General features: G+C 63.2%; 25 protein-coding genes, 2 tRNA genes and 1 pseudogene. 15 read left to right on the forward strand and 13 right to left on the reverse strand.

Translation table 11 applies throughout. The features are described from left to right. Positions 1-8: 8 nt before the first annotated feature. A complete protein-coding gene (locus NLY43_RS06455; protein ID WP_031199435.1) occupies positions 9-1,610 on the reverse strand; it encodes a zinc-binding metallopeptidase family protein in 1,602 nt (533 codons plus the stop codon). A gap of 83 nt (positions 1,611-1,693) precedes the next feature. Between NLY43_RS06455 and NLY43_RS06460 the strand changes: the two genes are divergently transcribed. From NLY43_RS06460 to NLY43_RS06485, 6 genes are all read left to right on the forward strand, one after another. Next, complete coding sequence (locus tag NLY43_RS06460) at positions 1,694-2,590, forward strand: LysR substrate-binding domain-containing protein (RefSeq protein ID WP_023670304.1); 897 nt, start codon at positions 1,694-1,696, stop codon at positions 2,588-2,590. Positions 2,591-2,693: 103 nt separating this feature from the next. After that, positions 2,694-3,785, forward strand: a complete 1,092-nt coding sequence (locus NLY43_RS06465; protein ID WP_023670303.1) for an ABC transporter ATP-binding protein — start codon at positions 2,694-2,696, stop codon at positions 3,783-3,785. A gap of 80 nt (positions 3,786-3,865) precedes the next feature. Further along, complete coding sequence (locus NLY43_RS06470) at positions 3,866-4,981, forward strand: ABC transporter substrate-binding protein (protein WP_023711885.1); 1,116 nt, start codon at positions 3,866-3,868, stop codon at positions 4,979-4,981. Between the two features lie 21 nt (positions 4,982-5,002). Next, positions 5,003-5,836, forward strand: a complete 834-nt coding sequence (locus tag NLY43_RS06475) for an ABC transporter permease (RefSeq protein ID WP_023670301.1) — start codon at positions 5,003-5,005, stop codon at positions 5,834-5,836. Next, positions 5,836-6,642, forward strand: a complete 807-nt coding sequence (locus NLY43_RS06480) for an ABC transporter permease (protein ID WP_023711886.1) — start codon at positions 5,836-5,838, stop codon at positions 6,640-6,642. The genes NLY43_RS06475 and NLY43_RS06480 overlap by 1 nt, the downstream gene beginning before the upstream one ends. A 137-nt stretch (positions 6,643-6,779) precedes the next feature. Next, positions 6,780-7,364 carry a LysE family translocator gene (locus tag NLY43_RS06485; protein ID WP_280790913.1) on the forward strand — a complete coding sequence of 195 codons (585 nt, stop codon included), beginning with the start codon at positions 6,780-6,782 and terminating at the stop codon, positions 7,362-7,364. Positions 7,365-7,409: 45 nt separating this feature from the next. Here NLY43_RS06485 and NLY43_RS06490 read toward each other — a convergent pair whose 3' ends face one another. Together NLY43_RS06490 and NLY43_RS06495 are read right to left on the reverse strand one after the other, a co-directional pair. Beyond that, a complete protein-coding gene (locus tag NLY43_RS06490; protein WP_023684769.1) occupies positions 7,410-8,300 on the reverse strand; it encodes an alpha/beta fold hydrolase in 891 nt (296 codons plus the stop codon). Beyond that, on the reverse strand, positions 8,300-8,635 hold the full coding sequence (locus tag NLY43_RS06495) for an antibiotic biosynthesis monooxygenase family protein (protein ID WP_023738659.1): 336 nt from the start codon (positions 8,633-8,635) through the stop codon (positions 8,300-8,302). The genes NLY43_RS06490 and NLY43_RS06495 overlap by 1 nt, the downstream gene beginning before the upstream one ends. Positions 8,636-8,801: 166 nt before the next feature. Here NLY43_RS06495 and NLY43_RS06500 point away from each other — a divergent pair, with 166 nt between their 5' ends. After that, the gene (locus NLY43_RS06500; RefSeq protein WP_023684767.1) at positions 8,802-9,182 is read left to right on the forward strand and encodes a hypothetical protein; all 381 of its coding nucleotides are present in this window, start codon (positions 8,802-8,804) and stop codon (positions 9,180-9,182) included. A 160-nt stretch (positions 9,183-9,342) separates the two neighbouring features. Here the strand turns inward: NLY43_RS06500 and NLY43_RS06505 are convergent. The 3 genes and pseudogenes from NLY43_RS06505 to NLY43_RS06515 form a co-directional block, all read right to left on the reverse strand. Continuing rightward, positions 9,343-9,664 (reverse strand): annotated as a pseudogene (locus NLY43_RS06505) (HigA family addiction module antitoxin). A gap of 50 nt (positions 9,665-9,714) precedes the next feature. Beyond that, positions 9,715-9,791: transfer RNA gene (locus NLY43_RS06510), tRNA-Arg, on the reverse strand. A gap of 60 nt (positions 9,792-9,851) precedes the next feature. Beyond that, positions 9,852-10,157, reverse strand: a complete 306-nt coding sequence (locus NLY43_RS06515) for an ETC complex I subunit (protein WP_023670294.1) — start codon at positions 10,155-10,157, stop codon at positions 9,852-9,854. Between the two features lie 173 nt (positions 10,158-10,330). Between NLY43_RS06515 and NLY43_RS06520 the strand changes: the two genes are divergently transcribed. From NLY43_RS06520 to NLY43_RS06535, 4 genes are all read left to right on the forward strand, one after another. Continuing rightward, entirely contained in the window at positions 10,331-11,515 is a 1,185-nt protein-coding gene (locus NLY43_RS06520) for a flavin-containing monooxygenase (protein ID WP_023711887.1), read from the forward strand. Positions 11,516-11,565: 50 nt separating this feature from the next. Continuing rightward, positions 11,566-11,642: transfer RNA gene (locus NLY43_RS06525), tRNA-Pro, on the forward strand. A 177-nt stretch (positions 11,643-11,819) separates the two neighbouring features. Further along, the gene (locus NLY43_RS06530; RefSeq protein WP_023689055.1) at positions 11,820-12,131 is read left to right on the forward strand and encodes a hypothetical protein; all 312 of its coding nucleotides are present in this window, start codon (positions 11,820-11,822) and stop codon (positions 12,129-12,131) included. A 391-nt stretch (positions 12,132-12,522) separates the two neighbouring features. Next, on the forward strand, positions 12,523-12,783 hold the full coding sequence (locus NLY43_RS06535; RefSeq protein WP_023701878.1) for a hypothetical protein: 261 nt from the start codon (positions 12,523-12,525) through the stop codon (positions 12,781-12,783). An 8-nt stretch (positions 12,784-12,791) separates the two neighbouring features. Here NLY43_RS06535 and NLY43_RS06540 read toward each other — a convergent pair whose 3' ends face one another. From NLY43_RS06540 to NLY43_RS06560, 5 genes are all read right to left on the reverse strand, one after another. After that, positions 12,792-13,175, reverse strand: a complete 384-nt coding sequence (locus NLY43_RS06540; protein WP_023713400.1) for a type II toxin-antitoxin system VapC family toxin — start codon at positions 13,173-13,175, stop codon at positions 12,792-12,794. Then, the gene (locus NLY43_RS06545) at positions 13,172-13,429 is read right to left on the reverse strand and encodes a type II toxin-antitoxin system Phd/YefM family antitoxin (protein ID WP_023711889.1); all 258 of its coding nucleotides are present in this window, start codon (positions 13,427-13,429) and stop codon (positions 13,172-13,174) included. Before NLY43_RS06545 ends, NLY43_RS06540 begins: the two co-directional genes overlap by 4 nt. Positions 13,430-13,749: 320 nt before the next feature. Then, the gene (gene hdaA / locus NLY43_RS06550; protein ID WP_023711890.1) at positions 13,750-14,454 is read right to left on the reverse strand and encodes a DnaA regulatory inactivator HdaA; all 705 of its coding nucleotides are present in this window, start codon (positions 14,452-14,454) and stop codon (positions 13,750-13,752) included. 2 nt (positions 14,455-14,456) lie between these two features. Next, on the reverse strand, positions 14,457-15,650 hold the full coding sequence (locus NLY43_RS06555) for an AI-2E family transporter (protein ID WP_023711891.1): 1,194 nt from the start codon (positions 15,648-15,650) through the stop codon (positions 14,457-14,459). Between the two features lie 54 nt (positions 15,651-15,704). Continuing rightward, positions 15,705-16,169, reverse strand: coding sequence for a CDP-alcohol phosphatidyltransferase family protein (locus NLY43_RS06560; protein ID WP_348529724.1), 465 nt, complete (start codon positions 16,167-16,169; stop codon positions 15,705-15,707). A gap of 180 nt (positions 16,170-16,349) precedes the next feature. Here NLY43_RS06560 and purM point away from each other — a divergent pair, with 180 nt between their 5' ends. Genes purM through NLY43_RS06580 form a run of 4 tightly spaced genes read left to right on the forward strand, consistent with a single transcriptional unit; the run spans position 16,350 to position 19,014 of the window. Continuing rightward, positions 16,350-17,429, forward strand: coding sequence for a phosphoribosylformylglycinamidine cyclo-ligase (gene purM / locus NLY43_RS06565; protein ID WP_023711892.1), 1,080 nt, complete (start codon positions 16,350-16,352; stop codon positions 17,427-17,429). After that, a complete protein-coding gene (purN, locus tag NLY43_RS06570; RefSeq protein WP_023711893.1) occupies positions 17,426-18,133 on the forward strand; it encodes a phosphoribosylglycinamide formyltransferase in 708 nt (235 codons plus the stop codon). The genes purM and purN overlap by 4 nt, the downstream gene beginning before the upstream one ends. A 22-nt stretch (positions 18,134-18,155) precedes the next feature. Beyond that, positions 18,156-18,488 carry a hypothetical protein gene (locus NLY43_RS06575; RefSeq protein ID WP_023711894.1) on the forward strand — a complete coding sequence of 111 codons (333 nt, stop codon included), beginning with the start codon at positions 18,156-18,158 and terminating at the stop codon, positions 18,486-18,488. Between the two features lie 10 nt (positions 18,489-18,498). Beyond that, positions 18,499-19,014: a SixA phosphatase family protein gene (locus NLY43_RS06580; RefSeq protein ID WP_023711895.1), complete on the forward strand. Its 516-nt coding sequence runs from the start codon at positions 18,499-18,501 to the stop codon at positions 19,012-19,014. Positions 19,015-19,205: 191 nt separating this feature from the next. Here NLY43_RS06580 and NLY43_RS06585 read toward each other — a convergent pair whose 3' ends face one another. After that, positions 19,206-19,439 (reverse strand): DUF680 domain-containing protein, encoded by a 234-nt coding sequence (locus tag NLY43_RS06585; RefSeq protein ID WP_023684758.1) that lies wholly within the window; start codon positions 19,437-19,439, stop codon positions 19,206-19,208. A 236-nt stretch (positions 19,440-19,675) separates the two neighbouring features. Further along, positions 19,676-20,449 carry a 4-hydroxy-tetrahydrodipicolinate reductase gene (gene dapB, locus NLY43_RS06590; RefSeq protein ID WP_023711896.1) on the reverse strand — a complete coding sequence of 258 codons (774 nt, stop codon included), beginning with the start codon at positions 20,447-20,449 and terminating at the stop codon, positions 19,676-19,678. Positions 20,450-20,463 lie beyond the last annotated feature (14 nt).

Genomic DNA, 20,463 nt, shown 5'->3' on the forward strand with positions numbered 1-20,463 from the left:
CGATTTGACTATGCAGCTTGATTGGGTTGGCTGCTCGGAATCCACCAATCGCGCCCCCGCGCGGTGGTGACATATTCCGGCCAGCGGAAATTGATCGGCGGGTCATAGTCGCAAAGCGGCGCGATCCAGTTGGAGCCACCAATGCCGCCGCCGGTGCGGGTGACGAATTCGTCCATCGCCGCATCGCGCGCGGCCTTGTCCTCGAGCAGGCGGAGGGCTGCAAGCGCAACCGTCTTGGCGGCGCAAATGACCATCGGGTCGATGGTGGCCGAGATACCGCCCAGCGCGTTCATCGCCCAGGATGGATAGGCATGGCCATTCGCCGAGCGCAGCGCCGGGCGGGCGACATAGAAGCGTGCGGTCGGCGTGTGCCACGACATGTCGGTGTAGTCGTCGGAGGTCGAGTTGATCTGCGACGGAGGCAAATCGCGGCGCAGGATTGCCTCGGCCTCTTGCGGCGCAACCAGCCGCTCCATCTCGTCCATGAAAGGGTTGTCGGTCGCGGTGCCGCCGGCATTGACCTGGACCTCGCGACCGATCGCTTTCGCCGCGTCGTCCCAGTTCGGAGCGCCAACGGTGGACAGCGCCTCATAGGCAATCCCTGCCATGGCGTGATTGGCGAGGCCCGGCCGCGACTTCGACACCCAATGGCGCTCATAGCGACAACCGCTGATCGCCGCGGCCGCGGCCGCATTACGGTCGAGCACCGCGGTGACCTGCTCTGCCATGGCAATGGTCGGCACGCGGATCATGTACTGGATCTCGGCCAGCCCCGCCGGCAGATTGTCGGCGGTCGCCTGCCCGGCGGTGAGGATCGCCTCGCTGATCGACCAGCCGCCCTGGTGAGGCAGCATGGAATCGCGCAGCGCCTTGGAGGTCATGTACATCGTCATCAGCGCGTCATTGGCGCCGGGCGCCCGCACCGCCGAATGCGCCTGCGGGATCGGCGCGCCATCGCTTGCGCGAACCCAGTTTTCGGGTTCGTCGCAGACAAAACGGTAGATCATCGCATAGGCCGCGCCGCAATGCGTGTCCCAACGCGCCGTGTTGCAGAGCGGCAGCATATAGAAGGGATGGAACGAGATCATGCCGGCAAGGCCGTCATAATAGCCTTTGGCTGCATGGATCGGCTTCGAGCCCCTGACCTTCTCGGCCGGCTCGCCGGTGAAGCGCAGCGTCCCCTCGATGCCGTGGCGTTGCATTGCCGCCTTGGTGGCGAGAAGTCCGCCGAGGCCGGCAATGCCAAGCCCGGAATGCGGATCGGTGTGGCCGCCGGCCTCGCTGCCGAGGCCCGGCCGCGATCGCTTCACCGTTGCCGCGTCCTGGCAGTTGCCGGGCACGGCGTCGTATTCGCCGTACATGCCGATGGTCGGCCCCGGGCCGTTCGTCCAGTGGGCGCAAAAGGCGGTCGGCATGCCGGCCGACCCTTCCTCGACCGAAAAGCCCTCATGCTTCAGCCGCGCGACATACCAGGCCGCCGACTGGTATTCGCGCCAGGCTGTTTCGCCGAAATCGAAAATGGTGCGCGTCCACGCCGACAGCGACGGCTGGATGCTATCGAGACAGGCAAGCGCGGTGGCTTGCGCCGAGGTCGTCACCGGTTTCTCCATGCGGCCCAAGAAAGCAGTGAAGCGGCATTGCAAAAAGTGATATGTTTTTCCGGTTCATGCAAATTCGGTTCACCTGAGGCCTCTTGCGAATACCTTCCACACAGGCGCTGCGCGCCCTCGACAGTTTTGCCCGTCACGGCAGTGTCTGGCGCGCAGCCGATGAACTGCATTTGACCCGCAGCGCCGTCAGCCATCAGTTGCGGCTGCTCGAACGCGACCTCGGCTTCGACCTGCTGGAGCGCATCGGCAAGGGCGTGGCGCTGACACCGCGCGGCCAGCGCTATGCCGCCGATGTGAGAAAGGCGCTGACGGTGCTCGGCGATGCGGTGACGCGCCAGGCCGGCACGGGCGTCGGCGGTTCGTTCGCCGTTTCCTGCACGCCGGGCTTCGCCTCTCTGTTCCTGTGCACGCACATCGGCGAGTTCCGGCAGATGTATCCGGACGTGGCGCTGTCGATCCTGACGCCGCGGCGGCTGGACGATGTCAGCAATCCGGACGCCGATGCCTTCATTGCCTTCGGCGTCGGCAACTGGCCGAACCGCTCGGTGGAGTTGCTGTGCGAAATCTCGTTCACGCCACTTTGCAGCCCGACACTGCTCAACAAGGTCGGCGGCTTTTCAAAACCGGCCGACGTGCTGCGCGCCAATCTCCTGCATCTCGGCGACACCGAGGACTGGGCGCGCTGGCTGGCGCTGTCCAAGGTGGAAAACCCCGACACCGAAGGCGGCATCTTCTTCTCGGACATGAACCTCGTTTTTTCCGCGGCGATCGCCGGCCAGGGCATCGCCATGGGCGACGAGCTGACCAGCCGCCGGGCGCTGAGCGAAGGCCGTCTGGTGCGCCCCTTCGACATCGCGATCCCCTCGCCGCGCTCGTATTTCCTGGTGTCGGAACATGCCAAGGCCAGCCACCCGGTGCTGGAAGCATTCAATGGGTGGTTGAGTTCGAAGCTGTCGGAGAACCGGATCAGCCCGTACTAGCCTCCCATCCGTGAATCAAATTTGCCGATCAGGCGAAAACTATTCGGTTGCGGTGAGCCGGCGCACTGCCCTACGCTCAAGCCACGATCAAGGAAGAGGCAGGATGCAGCAACCCGGCCGGGCCGCAGAGATCAAGGCAATCGGGATCGGCAAGAGCTTCGGCTCGTTCCAGGCGCTGGACGACCTGACGCTCAATATCGGCCGCGGCGAGTTTTTGACGCTGCTCGGTCCCTCCGGCTCGGGCAAGACCACATTCCTGATGATCCTCGCCGGCTTCGTGCAACCGACCGCCGGCAAGCTTTTCAGCGACGGCATCGACATCACCGAGCGGCCGGCCGAACAGCGTGCCGCCGGCATGGTCTTCCAGGGCTATGCGCTGTTCCCGCACATGTCGGTCGAGGCCAACATCGCCTTCCCGCTCAAGGTACGCAAGAAATCGGCTGGCGAGATCAAGCGCCGCGTTGCCGAGATGATCGAGCGCGTCGGCCTCAAGGGCCATGAGACGAAACTGCCGGCGCAGCTTTCCGGCGGCCAGCAGCAGCGCGTGGCGTTGGCCCGCGCTTTGGTGTTCGAACCCGGCGTGCTGCTCCTCGACGAGCCGTTCTCAGCGCTCGACAAGAGCCTGCGCGGCCAGATGCAGGCCGAGATGAAGCGGCTGCATCAGGAGACCGGCACCACCTTCGTCTTCGTTACCCACGACCAGAGCGAGGCGCTGGCGCTGTCGTCGCGCGTCGCCATCTTCAACCATGGCAAATTGCTGCAGGTCGGTGCACCGGACGAGGTGTATGACCGGCCGGCCAATCGTTTCGTCGCTGAGTTCCTGGGCGAGATCAACATGCTGCCGCTCAAGGGCGTGAAGCGCGCCGACAATGGCGCGACCGCGCTCTGCGAAGACCGCGCGATCACGCTGCGCGGCAATGCCGAGGCGGTGAACGGCAACGCCATATTGGCGATCCGGCCCGAACATATGTCGATCGCGCGCGAAGCCGCCACCGGCGAGAATGGCATCGCCGCCACCGCCATCGGCTCGACCTATCTGGGTGCGGCGACCAAGCTCGACCTGACGACGCGCCAGGGCGCCAAGGTGACGGTGTCGGTGCCGAACGAGGTCGCGGCCGCGGCGCTGAGCAAAGGCAATTCCGTCTGGCTGACCTGGCCGGCGGAAAAAGGTTTCCTCCTTCCGGACGGAGGATGACGACCAAAGCGGGCTTCCAGCAATGAATCTGGGATTCGCGCCAACTACCGGAATTATCAACAACAAAAAGGGGAACTGACATGACAAACGAAACCAAAAAACAAGCCATGGACGGCTTGTCCGCTAGGGCAGCGCGCGGCGAGATTTCGCGCCGGCAATTCACGCAGCTCGCCGCACTTGTGCTGGCCGGCACGCCGATGCTCTTGCGCTCGACCGGAGCCTTCGCCGCGGCCAAGGAGCTGGTGCTGGTGAACTGGGGCGGCGATGCCCTCACCGCTTATGACGCCGCCTATGGCCAGGCCTTCACTAAGGAGACCGGCATCGCCGTCAAGATGGACGGTTCGGGCCCGACCGAAGGCGCGATTGCCGCACAGTTCAAGAGCGGCGCGCCGACCTGGGATCTCGTCGATGTCGACCCGTTCTCGGCCATCACGCTCGGCGCCCAGGGTGCGCTCGAGCCGATCGACTACGCCGTCGTCGACAAGAAGAAGATGCGAGAAGGCTTCGGCTGGGAATACGCGGCCTCGACCTATTTCTTCTCCTACGTCATCGCCTATGACTCGGAGAAATACGGCAAGGACGCGCCGACCGGCATGGCCGACTTCTTCGACGTGAAGAAGTTTCCGGGCAAGCGCTCGCTCTACAAATGGGGCGTGTCGAGCTGGGAAGCAGCGCTGCTTGCAGACGGCATCGCGCCGGCCTCGCTCTACCCGCTCGACCTGAAGCGAGCGCATGACAAGATCGCCGCTTTGAAGGAAAACGTCGTGGCTTACTGGGGCGGCGGCGCCGAGAGCCAGAGCGTGCTGCTCAACGGCGAAGCCTCGATGGCGATCGTGTGGTCGACCCGCGCCTCGCTGATCGAGCAGGACTCGGGCGGCAAGATCAAGTTCATCTGGGATCAGGGCCTGATTTCGCCCGGCGCGCTGGCCGTGCTCAAGGGCAACCCCGGCGGCAAGGACGCAGCGATGAAGTTCATCGCCAGCGCCCAGGATCCGCAAAAGCAACTGGTGATGTTCGACAAGCTCGGACAGGGTCCGGCCAATCCGGCCGCCGATGCGCTGATCCCCGCCGACAAGAAGCGCATCAACCCGGTCGATCCCGAAAACATGAAGAAGCAGATCGCGCTCGACATGGACTGGTACGCCAAGAATTACGGGGCAGCACTCGACGAATACACCAAGATCATCTCGGCCTGACCAGGCCGGGCACGAGCTTCGATGAGAGGCACCCTCTCCGACAGGATGGGCGCGGCGGTGCTGATGGCGCCGCTGCTTCTGTTCCTTGTGCTGGCCTACGCCTGGCCGTTCCTCGGCGTCGTCAAGTGGAGCGTCACCTTGCCGACACCGGGGCTCGGCCAGTATGGCGCGCTCGCCACCGATGCCCTGGTGCAGTCTGTGTTCATCCGCACGCTGCGCATCGCGCTGATCGTCACCGTGGTTTCCGTGGCGGCGGCATACGCCATCACCATGGTGTGGGTGCGCGGCAGCCCGGCACAGCGCATAATCGCTGAATTCTGCATTCTCGTCCCCTTCTGGATCTCGGTGCTGACCCGCGCCTTCGGCTGGGTGGCGCTTTTGTCCAACCGCGGCCTGATCAACACCTGGCTACAATCGATCGGCTTCATCTCCGAGCCGCTGGCGCTGGTGCGCAACGAGTTCGGCGTCATCGTCGGCATGACGCATTTCCTCATTCCCTTCGCGGTGTTCCCGCTGGCCTCCGCCATGCGCAGCCTCGACGAGCGCGTGCTGCTCGCGGCGCGCGGGCTCGGCTCCAGCCGTATGCGCACCTTCTGGACCGTGTTCGTGCCGATGACGCGCTCCGGCATCATCGGTTCGGCGATGATCGTGTTCGTCTTCTCGCTCGGCTTCTTCGTCACGCCGGCGATCCTCGGCGGCGGCCGCAGCGTGATGATCGCCGAGCTGATCTATCTGCGCATCTTCCAGAGTCCCGATTGGGGACTGGGCGCGGCGATCAGCGTCGTGCTGGTGCTGTTCGTCGGCGCGCTCATGGCGCTGCTGTTCCGCTATGTCAGACCGAAGCAACTGATCTGATGCCGACCTATCGCCCCGGTCCCGTCTCGCTGATCCTCGCCGTGCTGGTGGCACTGTTCCTGCTGCTGCCGCTGCTGGCGGTCATCCCGGTGTCGCTGACGCCAAGCCGCATGCTGGCTATGCCGACGGGCGAACTGTCGCTGCGCCACTACCGCGCGCTGATCGAGGATCCGCGCTGGCTCGACGCCATCCTGCTGTCGATCCGCATCGGCATCGTCAGCAGCGTCATCTCCACCGTGCTGGCGCTGTGCTTCAGCCTTGGCGTCTGGATGTTCCAGCCGCGCTTCACGGCCACCCTTGTCGGCTTCGTGCTGTTGCCGATGGTGGTGCCGCCGGTGGTCTCGGCGATCACGCTCTACTTCCTGCTGACGTCGATCTCGGGCATGAGCTCGTTCTTTGGCTATGACACATGGCTCGGCGTCGCCATGGCGCATTCGGTGATGACGGTGCCTTTCGCCACGGTGCTGATCCTGGTCTCGCTCAGCCAGTTCGACCGCCGCATCGACCTTGCCGCGCGCGGCCTTGGCGCCGGCGTGTGGGAACGCGCGACGCGCATCATCATGCCCAACATCAAGTTCGGCATCGTCACCGCTGCACTTCTCTCCTTCGTGCTGTCTTGGGAAGAGATCGGCGTGACCCTGTTCATCACCTCGGTCAACGCCATCACGCTGCCGCGGCTGATGTGGATGGGCCTGCGCGACAACATCGACCCGGCGATCGCAGCCCTTTCGGTGATCCTGATCATCATCACCGTGCTGGTCCTGGCGGTGAGGACTGTGGTGGTGAAGATGCGCGGCGGGCACTGAGCCAAGGTGGCCAACAACAATCGGCGATAGCCAAGCCGCTGTGTGAAGGGCGTTACGGACGGTGAGCGCCGGGTGCATTACGCGGCGTCATGGGAAACCTGCCGCTGGTGACATTTGCCTTCGTGTCGGTGCTCGGAATGGCGGTTCCGGGACCGGACGTCGTGCTCGCCATCACCAACGGCTCCCGCTACGGTTTTCGACGCGCGTTTCTCGGCATGGCCGGCGTCGTACTGTCTGATTTCGTTCTTATCAGCATCGTCGCGCTGGGCTTCGGCGCTCTTCTGCTGGCTTCGGAATTCTATCTCTCGGCTCTCAGGATGTTCGGCGCGGGCTATCTGCTTTTCGTCGCCATCGGTACCCTGCGCACCGCGTCCCGACCTTCGTTCAACCCTAACGTTCCCGAAACACGCCATTCAGCCAAGGCACTCATTGGGCGCTGCTTCCTGGTGGCGGTCACAAATCCGGCGGCCTGGCTGCTTTTCCCCGCGATCCTGCCGCATTTTGTCCGCGTGGATGAGCCGATCGCGATCCAGTATGGCATCCTGGCCATTATCGCCGCGCTTGCCGATGTGTTTGTGCTGACGTTTTACGCAGCCCTTGGCGCGCGGGCTGCAAGGCTTCTGGCTGGGCCAAACGCCGTGTGGATCGACCGGTTGTACGGTATCGCCCTGCTTGGTCTTTCGAGCACTTTGATCCTGCAATCCCTCGGGCATCTGAGATAGTCGACACAGGACTACACAGGGCCGGATTTAGCAATCGGCCCGTAGTCAGCTTGCGAAGAATCTCGACAGCCTTGCAGCCGTGTCTTCGGGGTGCTCTTCCGGGAAGAAATGCCCACCCTTGACCGAGCCGCCTCCGACGTTATCAGCCCATTGCCGCCAGATCGCCAACGGGCCGCCCTCCTCCGCATACCAGTTCTCCAACCCGCCCTCGCCGCTCCAGAGCGCAAGCAGCGGGCATCTGATGCGACAGCCATCAGCCTGGTCCTGCGCGTCGTGCTCGCGGTCGATGCCTGCGGCGGCGCGATATTCCTCGCAGATGGCGTGGGCATGGGCGGGATCACGCAGCGCCTCGATATAGGCGGCCCTGACCTCAGCGGGAAAAGCATCTGGAGCCGAGCCCCAGCCGGCGATCGCATTGTCGACAACTGCGTCGGGTGCTGCGGACAACAGGCGCTCAGGCAGCGGTTCCGGCTGGGCGAGCAGGCTCCACGGCCAGAAGGCCAGCGCCAACCTGGCATCGGCCCGATCCCAGGCGGAGGCCGTGGGGACGATGTCGAGAACGGCGACTTTCGACACGGTTTCGGGATGGTCGAGCGCCAGCCGGTAGGCGACGCGACCGCCACGGTCGTGGCCGGCAACCATGAAACGGTCGAAACCGAGAACGTCCATAACCTGCACCATGTCGCGCGCCATCGCTCGTTTGGAATAGGCGGCATGATTGGCTCCGGAAGCCGGACAGCCGCTTTGTCCGTAGCCTCTCAGATCGGCGGCGACCACGCTGAAATGCGGCGCCAGGGCCACGGCGATGTCCCGCCACATCACATGCGTTTCGGGAAAGCCATGCAGGAGCAGCAACGGCGGCCCTGAGCCACCGGCCCTGACAAAGATCGATGTCTCCTCCATTTGAACGGTCCTGGCGTCAAAGCCCGCAAACATCAGCTGCCGCCAACCAGTCCGTGGCTGGAACGGATTCGCAGCACCTGGACACCCTTCGGCAATTCGATCAGGAACTCCTTGTCGCGGTCGAGATGGTGGATGCTTTGCGGATCGCCGCCGGTAAAGGCGGCCATCGCCTCGACGCTCTCCCAATAGGAGATGGTGATGAATTCCGAATGCGTCGGCGTGTCCTCGCGAAAAGTCTGCACGCCAAGCGCTTTCTCGATCAGCGGCTTGATACCAGCCTCGTAATTGTAGCGCTCATAGGCGTCGGCCCTGCCGGGCGAGGTCCTGCCGCGCCAGATGCGCGCAATGGTCGGGGTTTTCGGTGCCATCTCCTATAACACCCGAAGGCGCGCCGCGTTCCGACTATCCTGACTGGCCGCACAACTGGCTGATAGTCGACGTATGGCAAAGGTTCCGTACAGTAACTTGCACTGGACACGCGGCTATCCTGTCAAGTCCAAACGTGCTCTCTTGTGCTCAACTTGGGAGGGCACAATGAAACTACGTCTAGCTTTCGCTGTATTCACCGCAGGAATTTTCTTCGCATTGTCGGCTGCCTCGGCCGGACAAGGGGAACAGCAAAACATCAACTTCCTGGCTCGGATGTCCGATGCAAGGTTAAATTCGGCCGCCAGAATGGCCGGTGACCTCGTTGGCGTAAGGCAAAGATGTCCGGCGTTGAGGCCAACGGAAGACGGAAAAGCAATTTTCGCCGTCCCGGTCCTTTTGTATGATGGGCGGGACAAACACCTGACCCCAGACCCCCGAAAGTTCAACATGGCCATCCATACCTATGAGAGGGCTTTCGCAATGGCGGCCCAGAGATCGGCAAGTTGCCAAAGCGAGAGGGCCAAATACCCGAAACTTTACCGGTAGATGGCTAACAAGGACGACCTTCAGTCTCCGGCGCCGCGACGCCTCACCTAAGGTATTGAAATTATTGGCAGGATTCGAAGCTGTGACCATCGGCTTAGAAGGCCGGTGCTCTATCCGGCGGAGCTACGGGACCGCTGCCGTCAGCGAACGCGCTCTACCTTCAGGCAGCATGCAGGGTCGGGATGGCGCTAACGTCAACTTCGCGCTCCGCATGCCAGGCATCATACGCGGCCTGCATCCTGAGCCAGATCGCGGCACCATCGCCGAACATCTTGCCAAGGCGGGCGGCCACGGCAGGCGATACCGGCTTCTTCTCACGGATGATATCGTAGAGCTGCTGGGCGCGAGATTCCGAGCAGATTGGCGATTTCCACCTTGGTCTTGCCGGCGGCGGGAACGATGTCGTCGAGCAACGCGCCAGGATGGGAAGGGCAGCGCTCGGTCGTTCTGTTTCGTTCGTACACCTTCAGAGTGCTACCCATATGCCAGGTACAAACCGTAACCTATGTGTCCGGAATGGACCCGGCAAAATTGGCGATCCCGACAGGATTCGAACCTGTGACCATCGGCTTAGAAGGCCGGTGCTCTATCCAGCTGAGCTACGGGACCGCTGGCCGGCATTTGATATCTTGGCCGGCTGGTGTCTATGTGCCAGGCGCTGACCGCCGGTCAATGCGTCCAGGGTATCCTGCGGTCATAGCGGAAATTTTCCGCATAGGAAATCTGCCGGCGCTTGGTCTCTTTCGGCTCCTCGACACGGAAGGCCAGGCCCTGCTTTTCGGCATAGGCCACCGCCTCTTCCCTGGTGTCGAAGGTCAGCCTGATCTGGCTCAGCATGTCGCCCGATGTGGTGTAGCCCATCAGCGGGTCGATCTTCTTGCGTTGGGCGGGATCGAATTCCAGCACCCAATGGCCGGTCTTGGCCTTGCCGGACTGCATCGCGGTTTTGGCTGGGCTGAAAATTCGCGCGGACATGGGCACCTCGTAGCTGCGTTGGCGGTAGCGCCGCCTTATTTCAGTCAATACTGTGCAACACTGCCGACGGCAAGGCCGAAGCGGCCTGCAACCAGGCCGCTTCGGCAGCGGCATCGGCCCGATACACTGGCGTAGCATCAAAAGTCATGGTCATGATGGTGACACAAAGAGGCATGGACGCAGGGATTTTGCACGCCGAGGCCGACAGCCAAGCGATTTTCGACGGCGCGATCGTGATCGGCGCCGGGGCAGCCGGCTTGACCGCAGCCCATGCGCTGCTCAAGACCGGCGTGCCTGTGATGGTGTTGGAAAAGGAAGCCCGGCTGGCCGAGCCATGGCACGGGCGGCACGAGCGACTGCATCTCAACACGCATCGCGACCTTTCGGCGCTGCCGGGCGTTTCCTTTCCTGCCGGCACCCCTGCCTTTCCGCACCGAAACACCATCATCGGCCATTTGAACGAATTCCACGCCATGCACCGGCTGCCGGTCGAGTTCGGCATTGCGGTCGAGGAGATAGGCTTCGAGGGCGACCACTGGCTTGTGCGGACCAGTGCCGGGCCGCGGCTGGCGCGCCATGTCGTCATCGCCACCGGGCGCGACCGGCAGCCCTTCATCCCGGCCTGGAAAGGCATGAAGGCCTTTGCCGGACGCATCATCCATTCGGCCGCATTCGGCGACGCCAAGGCCTATGCGGGCAAGAAAGTGCTGGTCGTCGGCGCCGGCAATTCCGGCTTCGACGTGCTCAATCACCTGGCGGCAGCCGGCACGGGACAGATCTGGCTGTCGGCGCGCAACGGTCCGGCACTGCTGCCCAAGCGCCTCGGCCAGATCGCCGTCCACCGGTTTTCGCCGATCCTGGCGCGGCTGCCGTTCAAGCTCGCCGATGCGGTGATGGCGGCGACGCAGCGATGGGCCTTCGGCGACCTCACGGCCTACGGCCTGCCGCCGACGCCTTCGGGCGGCGCAAGCCGGCTGGCGTCGGATTATACCGCCATCGCCACCGATGACGGCGCCGTCGATGCCATCAAGGACCGCAGGATCATCGTGCTGCCAACCGTGCGGGAATTTACCGGCGACACGGTCGTTTTCGACGATGGCGCGACGATCCAGCCCGATATCGTCATCGCCGCGACCGGCTACCGCACCGGGCTCGAGGCCATGCTGGGCAAGCTCGGCGTGCTCGACCAAAAGGGCGTGCCGCTGTTCAACGGCGCCGACAGCGACCCGAAACTGCCGGGCCTGTGGTTCACCGGCATGCGGCCAAGCATCCGCGGCTGCTTCGCCAATGCTCGCATCCAGGCCAAGGCGATCGCAGCCAGGATTGCGCGGGAGCGCAGACCGCCAAGCCCCGTTTGATGTTTTAGGGGTTGCGCGACAGGGTCCGGAACCGTATACGCCGCAGGGCTCGGAGTGTAGCGCAGCCTGGTAGCGCATCTGGTTTGGGACCAGAGGGTCGGGAGTTCGAATCTCTCCACTCCGACCATTTTTTCCCACAAAGCCAGTCCTTGCCCAAGGTCACTCCCAAGGTCGCCAATGGCTGCCTCGCCGGTAGCGCATGGCGGCACGCATTGCCCAAGCAGCAGCCGCTCGCCGATCGGACCCTACATTGGAACACCAGTTCGCTCCGAGAGTTGTGTATGTTCAACCCAAGGAGCAAACAATGAAAACCCTTCTCATCGCCTCGATGATCGCGTTCGCCGGAACGGCGGCTTTGATCGCACCGGCGCAAGCCGCCAGTCTGACTATCCAGTCCGATGACGACGATCAATATTCGTCCGACGATGGCGATATACAGATTCTTCGCCATCACCAGCGCCACAAAGACTATAGCGACGACTATGGCGACGACTACAGCGACAACCAGGATGGCCAATGGCGGCGCCACCATCGCCATCACCGCTGCCATATCGAACTGGTCAGGCACTGGCGCCATCACCACAGGGTCGTCGAAGAGGTCAGGGTCTGCGGCTGATCCGATCGCTTTAGACCTGCTACGGCCGAGTTTGGCGACCGGAGCACCAATCTGACCTAAAGCGCGTCTCATTTGAACGGACTCACGCGACGCGCTTGAGGTCTTGTTTGATGCATGTTTGATGCATGCGGTTCTCTCAAAACCGGGGCCACTTGAGCGACATGCATCAGGCGCCCGTGTCATCGAACAGCATCCCTTCGGCGGGTTTGGCTAAAAATCGACGCAGGGATAATCCCCTCGCTTCCACTTCTATCGCCGGTCTAAAAGCGCGTCGCGCTGAAACGTATCCAGGCGACGCGCTTTGATTTTTGTTTTGATGCATGTCGTTCTCTCAAAACCGGGACCACTTTTGAGCGACATGCATTAGACTCCGGGCAAGGGGAGATTCTGGATGCTTGGTCTCGAGGCATGGCTTTCGCTGATTGGCCCTGCCTACTTCGCTTACATCGGCATCACGGTTCCGTTCGTCGTCGTCTGGGCCATTATCTGTGCGGCCCTGTGGATCTGGAACAACCGGCCGAGCAAGAGGCAAGGCCCTCCCCGCTCGTGGCCCGCCAGCGTGCTGTTCTTTGTCGTCGTTGCCGCGTGCTACGTGGCAGCGCATACGGTGGTCTATCTGCTGGTCCGGTATCTGGCGGCGTTGTGGGCATAAACGTAGCTCTATAGAGCGCTCTCGATATCGGTCTTCGAAAAATCGTCGCCAACATAGAGTAAGCGGCAGGCTCGATCCTTTGCCACTTCATAGGCAAAGCAATCGCCGAAATTGAGCCCGGCCGGATGAATACCCTTGCCCCATCGCCCATACGCCTCGGCTATGCGTCGGCCAGAGGCTGGTGTCACCGCCGTGACCTCGAAGCCGAGCCCGTCGATCAGGCCGGCCATTTCCTCACCGACATTGCGCCTATCCGCCACGATCAGCGCCTCGGCCACTGTGCCAGCCGAGATCAAAATATCGTCTTCGGCTTCCAGCGCCGCAATGCAGGCACTGGATTGAGATTCGGCAAGAACGATCGCCATCAGGGCCGAGGTATCGACCACGATCATTCGGGCAGGCCATCAGCGCCATAGAGGAAATCCTGGCTCCGCGCGGCATCCGACCCGGCCTTTGCCTTGGCAGCGCCGGATGCTCGCATTGCCTCCAGCAATGCCCGGCGGCCTTTCCTGTCAGGGGCAGCCTTCACGGGAACAAGGCGCACGGCTGCATGACCATGGCGGGTCAGGATAATTTCATCCCCAGCCTCGGCACGACGCACCAGTTCGGTGAGCTGCCCCTTGGCGTCTGTAACGGATACCTGCATTGACCGCTCCTTTATGGACCATGCTCTGGTCCATATCCAAAAAGTAGACCATCTAATGGTCCATTTCAATGCAGGACGATGAGATCTTGCGGCTTGGTGAAGTCTGAATGACAGCTGGCGCGCAATCGTAGGCCTTGCGGCGATTCTATCTGAAGGTAAGCTCGCCGGGCGAGAACCCCAATCATCACTCCCGGCGAGCCTACAACCCGATCAGGAACGCGATCAGGACCGGGGTCAGCCGGCAAACGCAGTGTTGCAAGATGGATGCCAGAGGTTTCTTCTCGAAATGGGACAGGAGCGGAGTCTTCTCCTTCCACTGCCTAAACCTCGAACTCGCCCTGCCCTTCATCCATGGCGCTGACGATCTCGGCGGCGAGCGCCCTGGTGATCGGCGTCTTGCGCTCGAGCGCCGTGCGGTCGAGGCGTTCGACCACGCGCATGGCGGTGGCCAGCGAGCGCTCGATGCGGCGCACCAGATATTGCACGACATGCGGCTCGACCTCGACCTGGCGGTCGGCGAAGAGTTTGGCGATGACACCGGCCAGAAGCAAATCGTCCGGCTCATGGATCTCGACGGTTGCCGCCGCCTTCAGCCGCGAGGCAAGATCGGGCAACGTCACCCTCCAGGCGGCGGGGAAGCGCCGCGCCGTCAACAGCAAGGTGGCCCCGGCGCCGCGCACTTCATTGATGAGATGGAACAGGCCCGCCTCGTCGATGGCTGTCTTGTCGACATCGTCGATCAGCGCGGGCCTGCCGCCAAGCCCGGTGATGGCATTGCCGATGCGCTGGGCATCGACCGCCACAGCGTTGGCCCGCGCCTGCCAGATCGAGCCCAGATGTGTCTTGCCGGAACCGGCCGGGCCAGCGAGCACGATCACCGGCGACGGCCAGTCCGGCCAGCGATCGACAAGGGCTGCCGCCTCGCGGTTGGTGGCCGACACCACCAGTTCGTCGCGCGAGTAGCCGGTGCCGTGGCCAAGGTCGAGCGGCAGTTGGCGCGGCGGTTCGGTCTTATGATCCGTCACGTTCAGCCGCGCGGCGACCGGTGCCCGCCACCGCGAGCGGCGGGCAGCGGCGGGACGGGCTCGGTGGAGTGTCCCTTGTAGAGCGGCGATTCGAGATAGCGGGCAATGGCAAACCGCACCAGCACGGCAACCGCCGCCGAAGCAGGAACGGCGATCAAAAGGCCGACGAAGCCGAACAGGGCGCCGAAAGCGAACAGCGCAAACATCAGCCAGACCGGGTGCAGGCCGACGCTTTTTCCGACCAATCTGGGCTGCAGGATGTTGCCTTCGATGAACTGGCCGATGAAGAACACCACGGCGACAGCAACGATCATGGTCCAGTCCGGCCAGAACTGGACGAAGGCGACGCCGACGGCCAGGACCAGTCCGGTCAGCGAGCCGACATAAGGGATGAACGAGATCAGCCCGGCGAAGAGGCCGATGAGGATGGCGAAATTCAGCCCGGTCAGCGTCAGGCCGGTGGCATACATGCCGCCGAGCACCAGGCACAGCGTGCCCTGGCCGCGCACGAAGCCGGCGGTCGCGGTGTTGATGTCCCTGGAGATCGCCCTGACCGTCCCGACATAATCGCGCGGCACCCAGCTGTCGACGACCGCCACCATGCGATCCCAGTCGAGCAGCATGTAGAAAGCGACAACCGGAGTGACCACGAACAGGCTGACCACCGACACCAGAGCAACGCCGGAACTCCAGATCGAGGTGAAGACGGTGCTCAGCAAGCCGAAACCGGAAGTGAGCAGCGAATTCAGCCCGTCGCGCAGGCCATTGGCATTGACGCCGAATTTCTGCTCCAGCCATTTCGGATCGAAGCTGGTGATCAGCGACTGCAGCCGGGTCAGATATTCCGGCAGCTTGCTGGCGAAATCGGCCATCTGCGTGGCCAGTACCGGAACCAGGATGACGAAGGCCAGCACCAAAAGAACGATGAAGGCAATCAGGATGACCACCGTCGCCATCAGCCGGGAGAGGCCGAGGCGTTGCAGCCGGTCGGCGACCGGGTCGAGAAAATAGGCCAGCACCATGCCGGCAACGAACGGCAACAGGATGCTGGAAAAAATGTAGAGGAACAGCGCCAGGAAGATTGCCGTGCCCAGCCAGAAGAAAATCTGGCGGCGAAACGCCAGGGACGCAGCCGCGTCTGCTAACGCGGCAGTCGCGGCATTCTTGTCAACTACCCGGGGTGGAGCCTTCGCCATAGCCGCTCATATGCCTCAGCCAAGCCACGAGATAGGCCGCGGCCGAAGCCACGGTCAAGACCCCGGACAGCAATATGAGCGCAGGCCTGAGCGGGTCGAGGTGGAGGCCAAGGGCAAGTTCGCCCAGCACCACGGCGCCAGCACGATCTGGGCGGCGGTGTTGGCCTTCGACACATAGAGCGGCTTCATCTCGACCGGATGCGCCATGACCGTGGACAAAAGCACGGCGCAGATGATCAGCGCATCGCGTGACACCATGGTCACCACCAGCCACAGCGGCAATTGCCCGATGGAGCCCATGACCACGAACATCGAGACCAGAAGCACCTTGTCGGCCATCGGATCGAGATAGGCGCCGAGTTCGAATGCTGGTTGAAGCGGCGGGCGATGAAGCCGTCGGGCCATCGGAATTCCGGCAACGAGAAATCCGGCAAAGGCCCAGTCCCAGCGCATGTTCAGCATTGCCAGCACCAGCACGAAGCGCAGGATGGTGATGAGGTTGGGAATGGTCAAAGGCATGTCCCGCCATGCTTGTTCTGCAGATCGATGATGGAGATGGATTGTGGCTGCAGGACCAGCGGTGAAGGGGCGACTGTCCACGTATTTATCTTGGGCAAAAGCCCGGTATCCTGTCGTCATCCTTGCCCCCCGAAACCATTCATGCGAAGAGCCGCCGAGGGAAACAGGGATGCGCCGACGATGAGCAAGGGCGACCGGGCCAAGCGCAAGAACGGGCTCACCTATGCCGAGGCGGGCGTCGACATCGATGCCGGCAACCTCATGGTCGAGAAGATCAAGCCGCTGGTGCGCGCGACGCGCCGGCCGGGCGCCGATGGCGAGATCGGCGGTTTTGGCGGCCTGTTCGACCTCAAGGCGGCGGGTTTCACGGATCCGGTGCTGGTTGCCGCCAATGACGGCGTCGGCACCAAGCTGAAGATCGCCATCGATGCCGGCAAGCACGACACGATCGGCATCGACCTCGTCGCCATGTGCGTCAACGACATCGTCGTGCAGGGCGCCGAGCCCCTGTTCTTCCTCGACTATCTCGCCACCGGCAAGCTCGACCCCGACCAGGGGACGGCAATCGTCGGCGGCATAGCAATCGGCTGCCGACAGGCCGGCTGCGCGCTGATCGGCGGCGAGACCGCCGAAATGCCCGGCATGTATAACGACAAGGATTACGACCTTGCCGGTTTCGCCGTCGGTGCTGCCGAACGCGGCCAGTTGCTGCCGACCGACGATATCGTCGAAGGCGACGTGCTGCTTGGCCTGGCTTCCTCGGGCCTGCATTCCAATGGCTTTTCGCTGGTGCGCCGCATCGTTGGCGTCAGCGGGCTTGCCTGGAGCGATCCGGCGCCGTTCAACGATGAGGCGACGCTGGCCGAAGCGCTGCTCGAGCCGACCCGCATCTATGTGAAGTCGATCTTGAAGGCGATCCGCAACACGCATGGCATCAAGGCGCTGGCCCATATCACCGGCGGCGGCTTTCCCGAAAACATTCCGCGCGTCCTGCCGAAGGACTTTTCCGCAGAACTCGATCTCAATGCCATCGATGTGCCGCCCGTGTTTTCCTGGCTGGCGAAGACTGGCGGCGTGGCGCCCGAGGAGATGATGCGCACCTTCAACTGCGGCATCGGCATGATCCTCGTCGTCGCCTCCGGCCAGGCGGCACAGGTCGCAGCCGTGCTGCAGGAGGCCGGCGAGACTGTGACGCCGATCGGCCGCATCGTTCCGCGGCGCGACGCCGGCGTCATCTATCGGGGCTCGATCGGCCTATGAGCAGGAAACGCACGGTTGTTCTGGTCTCGGGACGCGGCTCGAACATGACGGCGCTGATCGCGGCGGCGAGCGACCCGGCCTATCCGGCCGAGATCGTTGGCGTCATTTCCGACCGGGCCAACGCCGCCGGCCTCGGCATCGCGGCCGCGCGCGGTATCCCGACCAAGGTCATCGTGCGCGCCGACCATGCCAGCAAGGAAGCCCATGATGCGGCGATCGACGCCGCGCTGATTGCGTTCAACGCCGAGATCGTGGCGCTGGCCGGCTATCTGCGCATTCTCTCCCGCGGCCTGGTCGAGAAGTGGCAAGGGCGCATGCTCAACATCCACCCTGCCCTGCTGCCGGCCTTCAAAGGGCTCGATACGCATGCGCGCGCCCTGCGCGCCGGCATTCGCATTCATGGCTGCACGGTGCATTTCGTCACATCAGAGATGGATGACGGCCCGATCATCGCGCAGGCAGCGGTGCCGGTGATGGTCGGCGACAACGAAGACACGCTGGCCGCCAGAGTGCTGAAGGCCGAGCACCGGCTTTATGCGCTGGCGCTCGGGCTGGTCGCTGACGGCAAGGCGCACATGGAAGGCGGTCGCACCGTGCTGGCACATTTCGCCGACGATGCCGAAAACGGAACTTCCGTGGTGATGGCGCCCGACCCGCTGCGCGAAGAACGCGATCTCGAACATCTGGCGCGGATCACGCCGTAGGCGCTTCAGGACCTGAAAGCCCTTGGATATTTTTGACAGCGCGATCCGGAGAAAAGGCGATCTCGCCGGCGTCTTTGAACATGACGACACTGAAGGGCCAGCAAACGCCACGGCTTATTTTTACCTATACGAAGCGCATGACGAGGTAGTTGGGCGGATCATCGGCGCAATTCATATTCGATCGGGTGCCTGGGCGATCACCGAAGCGGATATTGCCGTCCAATGGGACAATGATGAGAGGCGCGTCGGCCTTTTCGTCTTCGGCACTTTGTCGGCAGCCTTTGATGCCGCTACTGGCGCTAAATACGGTGGCGGATACGGCATGGACTTCCAGCGCGAAATTCCCTGGTCCTGAGATCTAACAGATGAAACAGCTGCTTCTTCTTCGCCACGCCAAGTCGAGCTGGGACGACCCGGCGCTTGCTGATTTCGACCGGCCGCTCGGGCCGCGCGGGCTGAAGACGGCGCCGCTGATGGGGCGCGAACTGGCCCGGCGCAGTTGGCTGCCTGACCTGGCGCTGGTGTCGCCGGCGCTGCGCACGCGCGAGACATGGCGGCTGGTCTCGGCGGAACTTTCGGCGAGCGTAACAGTGGAGTTCGCCGAGGCGCTTTTCGAAGGCACGGCTGGCGACATTCTGGCCGAGGTGCAGCAGGCAGTCGCATCGGCTGGCTGTCTCCTGGTGCTCGGCCATAATCCCGGCCTGGAGGACTTTGCCCGCCGGCTCGCCGGTCCGCGATCGAGTGTGGCTGCTCTCAGGAAACTTGAAGAGAAATTCCCGACCGGCGCCCTTGCCCGCTCTGTCATCGACGGCGACTGGGCGAATCTCGGCTTCGGCGCGGCCCGGTTGACGCATTGCATCAAGCCGAAGGATCTAAGCTAGACCAAGCTGCCTAACGGGCTAGCCGCAGGTGACAGCCGCAAACCGTGTTTTGAAAAGACCACGGTCAAACAAGGAGATAGGACCAATTGCTGGCGGATTGATTCAAGATCTTTGCGGCCCGATCAATTGCATAAAAACAAGAGCGGTGGGCCGGGCCCACCGCTCTTTGTGGTCGTCGATTTCCCAGAAAATCAACGACCCCAGATGCCCTGGCCGGATTCCGGCTGGTTCGAGTCGCCCTTGATCGTGAAATCGCCGAGGCTGGCCGGCTTGCGGATTGAGGCGGTATAACTGTGATCGATGTTGCCGGCGGGCGCTGTCACAGCAGGCTGGTTGACGCCGTCGGAGCCGTAGTGGTCGCTGCCTGCGAAAGCGGTGCCGGTGGCAAGGAGGATGGCAGCAGCGGTAAGTGCGATCTTGGTCATTTCAGGTAATCCAGATTTTTCAGTTCTGTCCGTCAAGTGGCGTGCCTTGGGAGGAATTCGCGTCGCTCGGACCACCCCGAAATGGGTGTGCGTTGCTGCCATTGCCAATCACAAAAATGTGCGAACCGAACCGTTCGGTTCGGTGTTGGAAGGCGCGAAATGGCGTAGTTGTTGCTATATTCTATTCTCTAGGCGGCTCCGACCTCCAACGCCCCTCGTTGCGTTACCCTTGCATCTCAAAAGGTCGTGAAGCCCAGTACGTCGCGCATGTCGTATTCGCGGGGCGGCCGGACGGCGACCCAGCGTGCTGCCGCAATGGCGCCGCGCGCGAACATCGAGCGGTGGCCCGCCGAATGGGAAAGCGTGAGCGTCTCGCCCTCGGCCAGCAAGCTCACGCTGTGCTCGCCGACGATGCTGCCGCCGCGCAGCACGGCAAAGCCGATCTCGCCGGCAGGGCGTGGACCTGTAAGGCCGTCGCGGATGCGTTTCGCCACATCGTCCAGCCTGACGCCATGTCCGCGAGCGGCCGCCTCGCCCAGCATCAGCGCCGTGCCCGACGGTGCGTCGACCTTCATGCGGTGATGCGCTTCCAGGATTTCGATGTCGGTGTCGGGACCAAGTGCTCGCGCCGCCTGTTCGACCAGCCCGGCCAGCATGTTGAGCCCCAGCGAGTAGCTGCCTGAGCGAACGATGGCGACGGACTTCGAAGCAGCAGCGATGGCGGCGAGATCGGCCGGCTCGAAGCCGGTCGAGCCGATGACCAGCGCCGGGCCGCCGCGGGCCGCGCAAGTCTTCGCCAATTCGATGGAGGCCGCAGGCGTGGTGAAATCGATGACGACGTCCGCAAGCGCCAGTGCTTCGTCGCGCTCGACCAGCCCCTCGCCGGCGCTGCCCGGCCTGTGAAAGCGGGCGACGAGCGCCAGCCTGGGATCGGTCTCGACGGCCAGCGCCATCTCCCTGCCCATGCGGCCGAGCGCACCGGCTATGGCTATTTTCAATGGATGCTGCATGGCGGCTTTCACTG

This window comes from Mesorhizobium sp. C416B, assembly GCF_030323165.1.
GTDB lineage: Bacteria > Pseudomonadota > Alphaproteobacteria > Rhizobiales > Rhizobiaceae > Mesorhizobium.

What these genes read in the sequence shown, in the direction of transcription:
- NLY43_RS06455 (WP_031199435.1), bottom strand. Translation starts at nt 1,610, where the DNA reads ATGGAGAAACCGGTGACGACCTCGGCGCAAGCCACCGCGCTTGCCTGT.
- NLY43_RS06465 (WP_023670303.1), top strand. Translation starts at nt 2,694, where the DNA reads ATGCAGCAACCCGGCCGGGCCGCAGAGATCAAGGCAATCGGGATCGGC.
- NLY43_RS06470 (WP_023711885.1), top strand. Translation starts at nt 3,866, where the DNA reads ATGACAAACGAAACCAAAAAACAAGCCATGGACGGCTTGTCCGCTAGG.
- NLY43_RS06475 (WP_023670301.1), top strand. Translation starts at nt 5,003, where the DNA reads ATGAGAGGCACCCTCTCCGACAGGATGGGCGCGGCGGTGCTGATGGCG.
- NLY43_RS06480 (WP_023711886.1), top strand. Translation starts at nt 5,836, where the DNA reads ATGCCGACCTATCGCCCCGGTCCCGTCTCGCTGATCCTCGCCGTGCTG.
- NLY43_RS06485 (WP_280790913.1), top strand. Translation starts at nt 6,780, where the DNA reads ATGGCGGTTCCGGGACCGGACGTCGTGCTCGCCATCACCAACGGCTCC.
- NLY43_RS06490 (WP_023684769.1), bottom strand. Translation starts at nt 8,300, where the DNA reads ATGTTTGCGGGCTTTGACGCCAGGACCGTTCAAATGGAGGAGACATCG.
- NLY43_RS06495 (WP_023738659.1), bottom strand. Translation starts at nt 8,635, where the DNA reads ATGGCACCGAAAACCCCGACCATTGCGCGCATCTGGCGCGGCAGGACC.
- NLY43_RS06500 (WP_023684767.1), top strand. Translation starts at nt 8,802, where the DNA reads ATGAAACTACGTCTAGCTTTCGCTGTATTCACCGCAGGAATTTTCTTC.
- NLY43_RS06515 (WP_023670294.1), bottom strand. Translation starts at nt 10,157, where the DNA reads ATGTCCGCGCGAATTTTCAGCCCAGCCAAAACCGCGATGCAGTCCGGC.
- NLY43_RS06520 (WP_023711887.1), top strand. Translation starts at nt 10,331, where the DNA reads ATGGACGCAGGGATTTTGCACGCCGAGGCCGACAGCCAAGCGATTTTC.
- NLY43_RS06530 (WP_023689055.1), top strand. Translation starts at nt 11,820, where the DNA reads ATGAAAACCCTTCTCATCGCCTCGATGATCGCGTTCGCCGGAACGGCG.
- NLY43_RS06535 (WP_023701878.1), top strand. Translation starts at nt 12,523, where the DNA reads ATGCTTGGTCTCGAGGCATGGCTTTCGCTGATTGGCCCTGCCTACTTC.
- NLY43_RS06540 (WP_023713400.1), bottom strand. Translation starts at nt 13,175, where the DNA reads ATGATCGTGGTCGATACCTCGGCCCTGATGGCGATCGTTCTTGCCGAA.
- NLY43_RS06545 (WP_023711889.1), bottom strand. Translation starts at nt 13,429, where the DNA reads ATGCAGGTATCCGTTACAGACGCCAAGGGGCAGCTCACCGAACTGGTG.
- NLY43_RS06555 (WP_023711891.1), bottom strand. Translation starts at nt 15,650, where the DNA reads ATGGCGAAGGCTCCACCCCGGGTAGTTGACAAGAATGCCGCGACTGCC.
- NLY43_RS06560 (WP_348529724.1), bottom strand. Translation starts at nt 16,169, where the DNA reads ATGCCTTTGACCATTCCCAACCTCATCACCATCCTGCGCTTCGTGCTG.
- purM (WP_023711892.1), top strand. Translation starts at nt 16,350, where the DNA reads ATGAGCAAGGGCGACCGGGCCAAGCGCAAGAACGGGCTCACCTATGCC.
- purN (WP_023711893.1), top strand. Translation starts at nt 17,426, where the DNA reads ATGAGCAGGAAACGCACGGTTGTTCTGGTCTCGGGACGCGGCTCGAAC.
- NLY43_RS06580 (WP_023711895.1), top strand. Translation starts at nt 18,499, where the DNA reads ATGAAACAGCTGCTTCTTCTTCGCCACGCCAAGTCGAGCTGGGACGAC.
- NLY43_RS06585 (WP_023684758.1), bottom strand. Translation starts at nt 19,439, where the DNA reads ATGACCAAGATCGCACTTACCGCTGCTGCCATCCTCCTTGCCACCGGC.
- dapB (WP_023711896.1), bottom strand. Translation starts at nt 20,449, where the DNA reads ATGCAGCATCCATTGAAAATAGCCATAGCCGGTGCGCTCGGCCGCATG.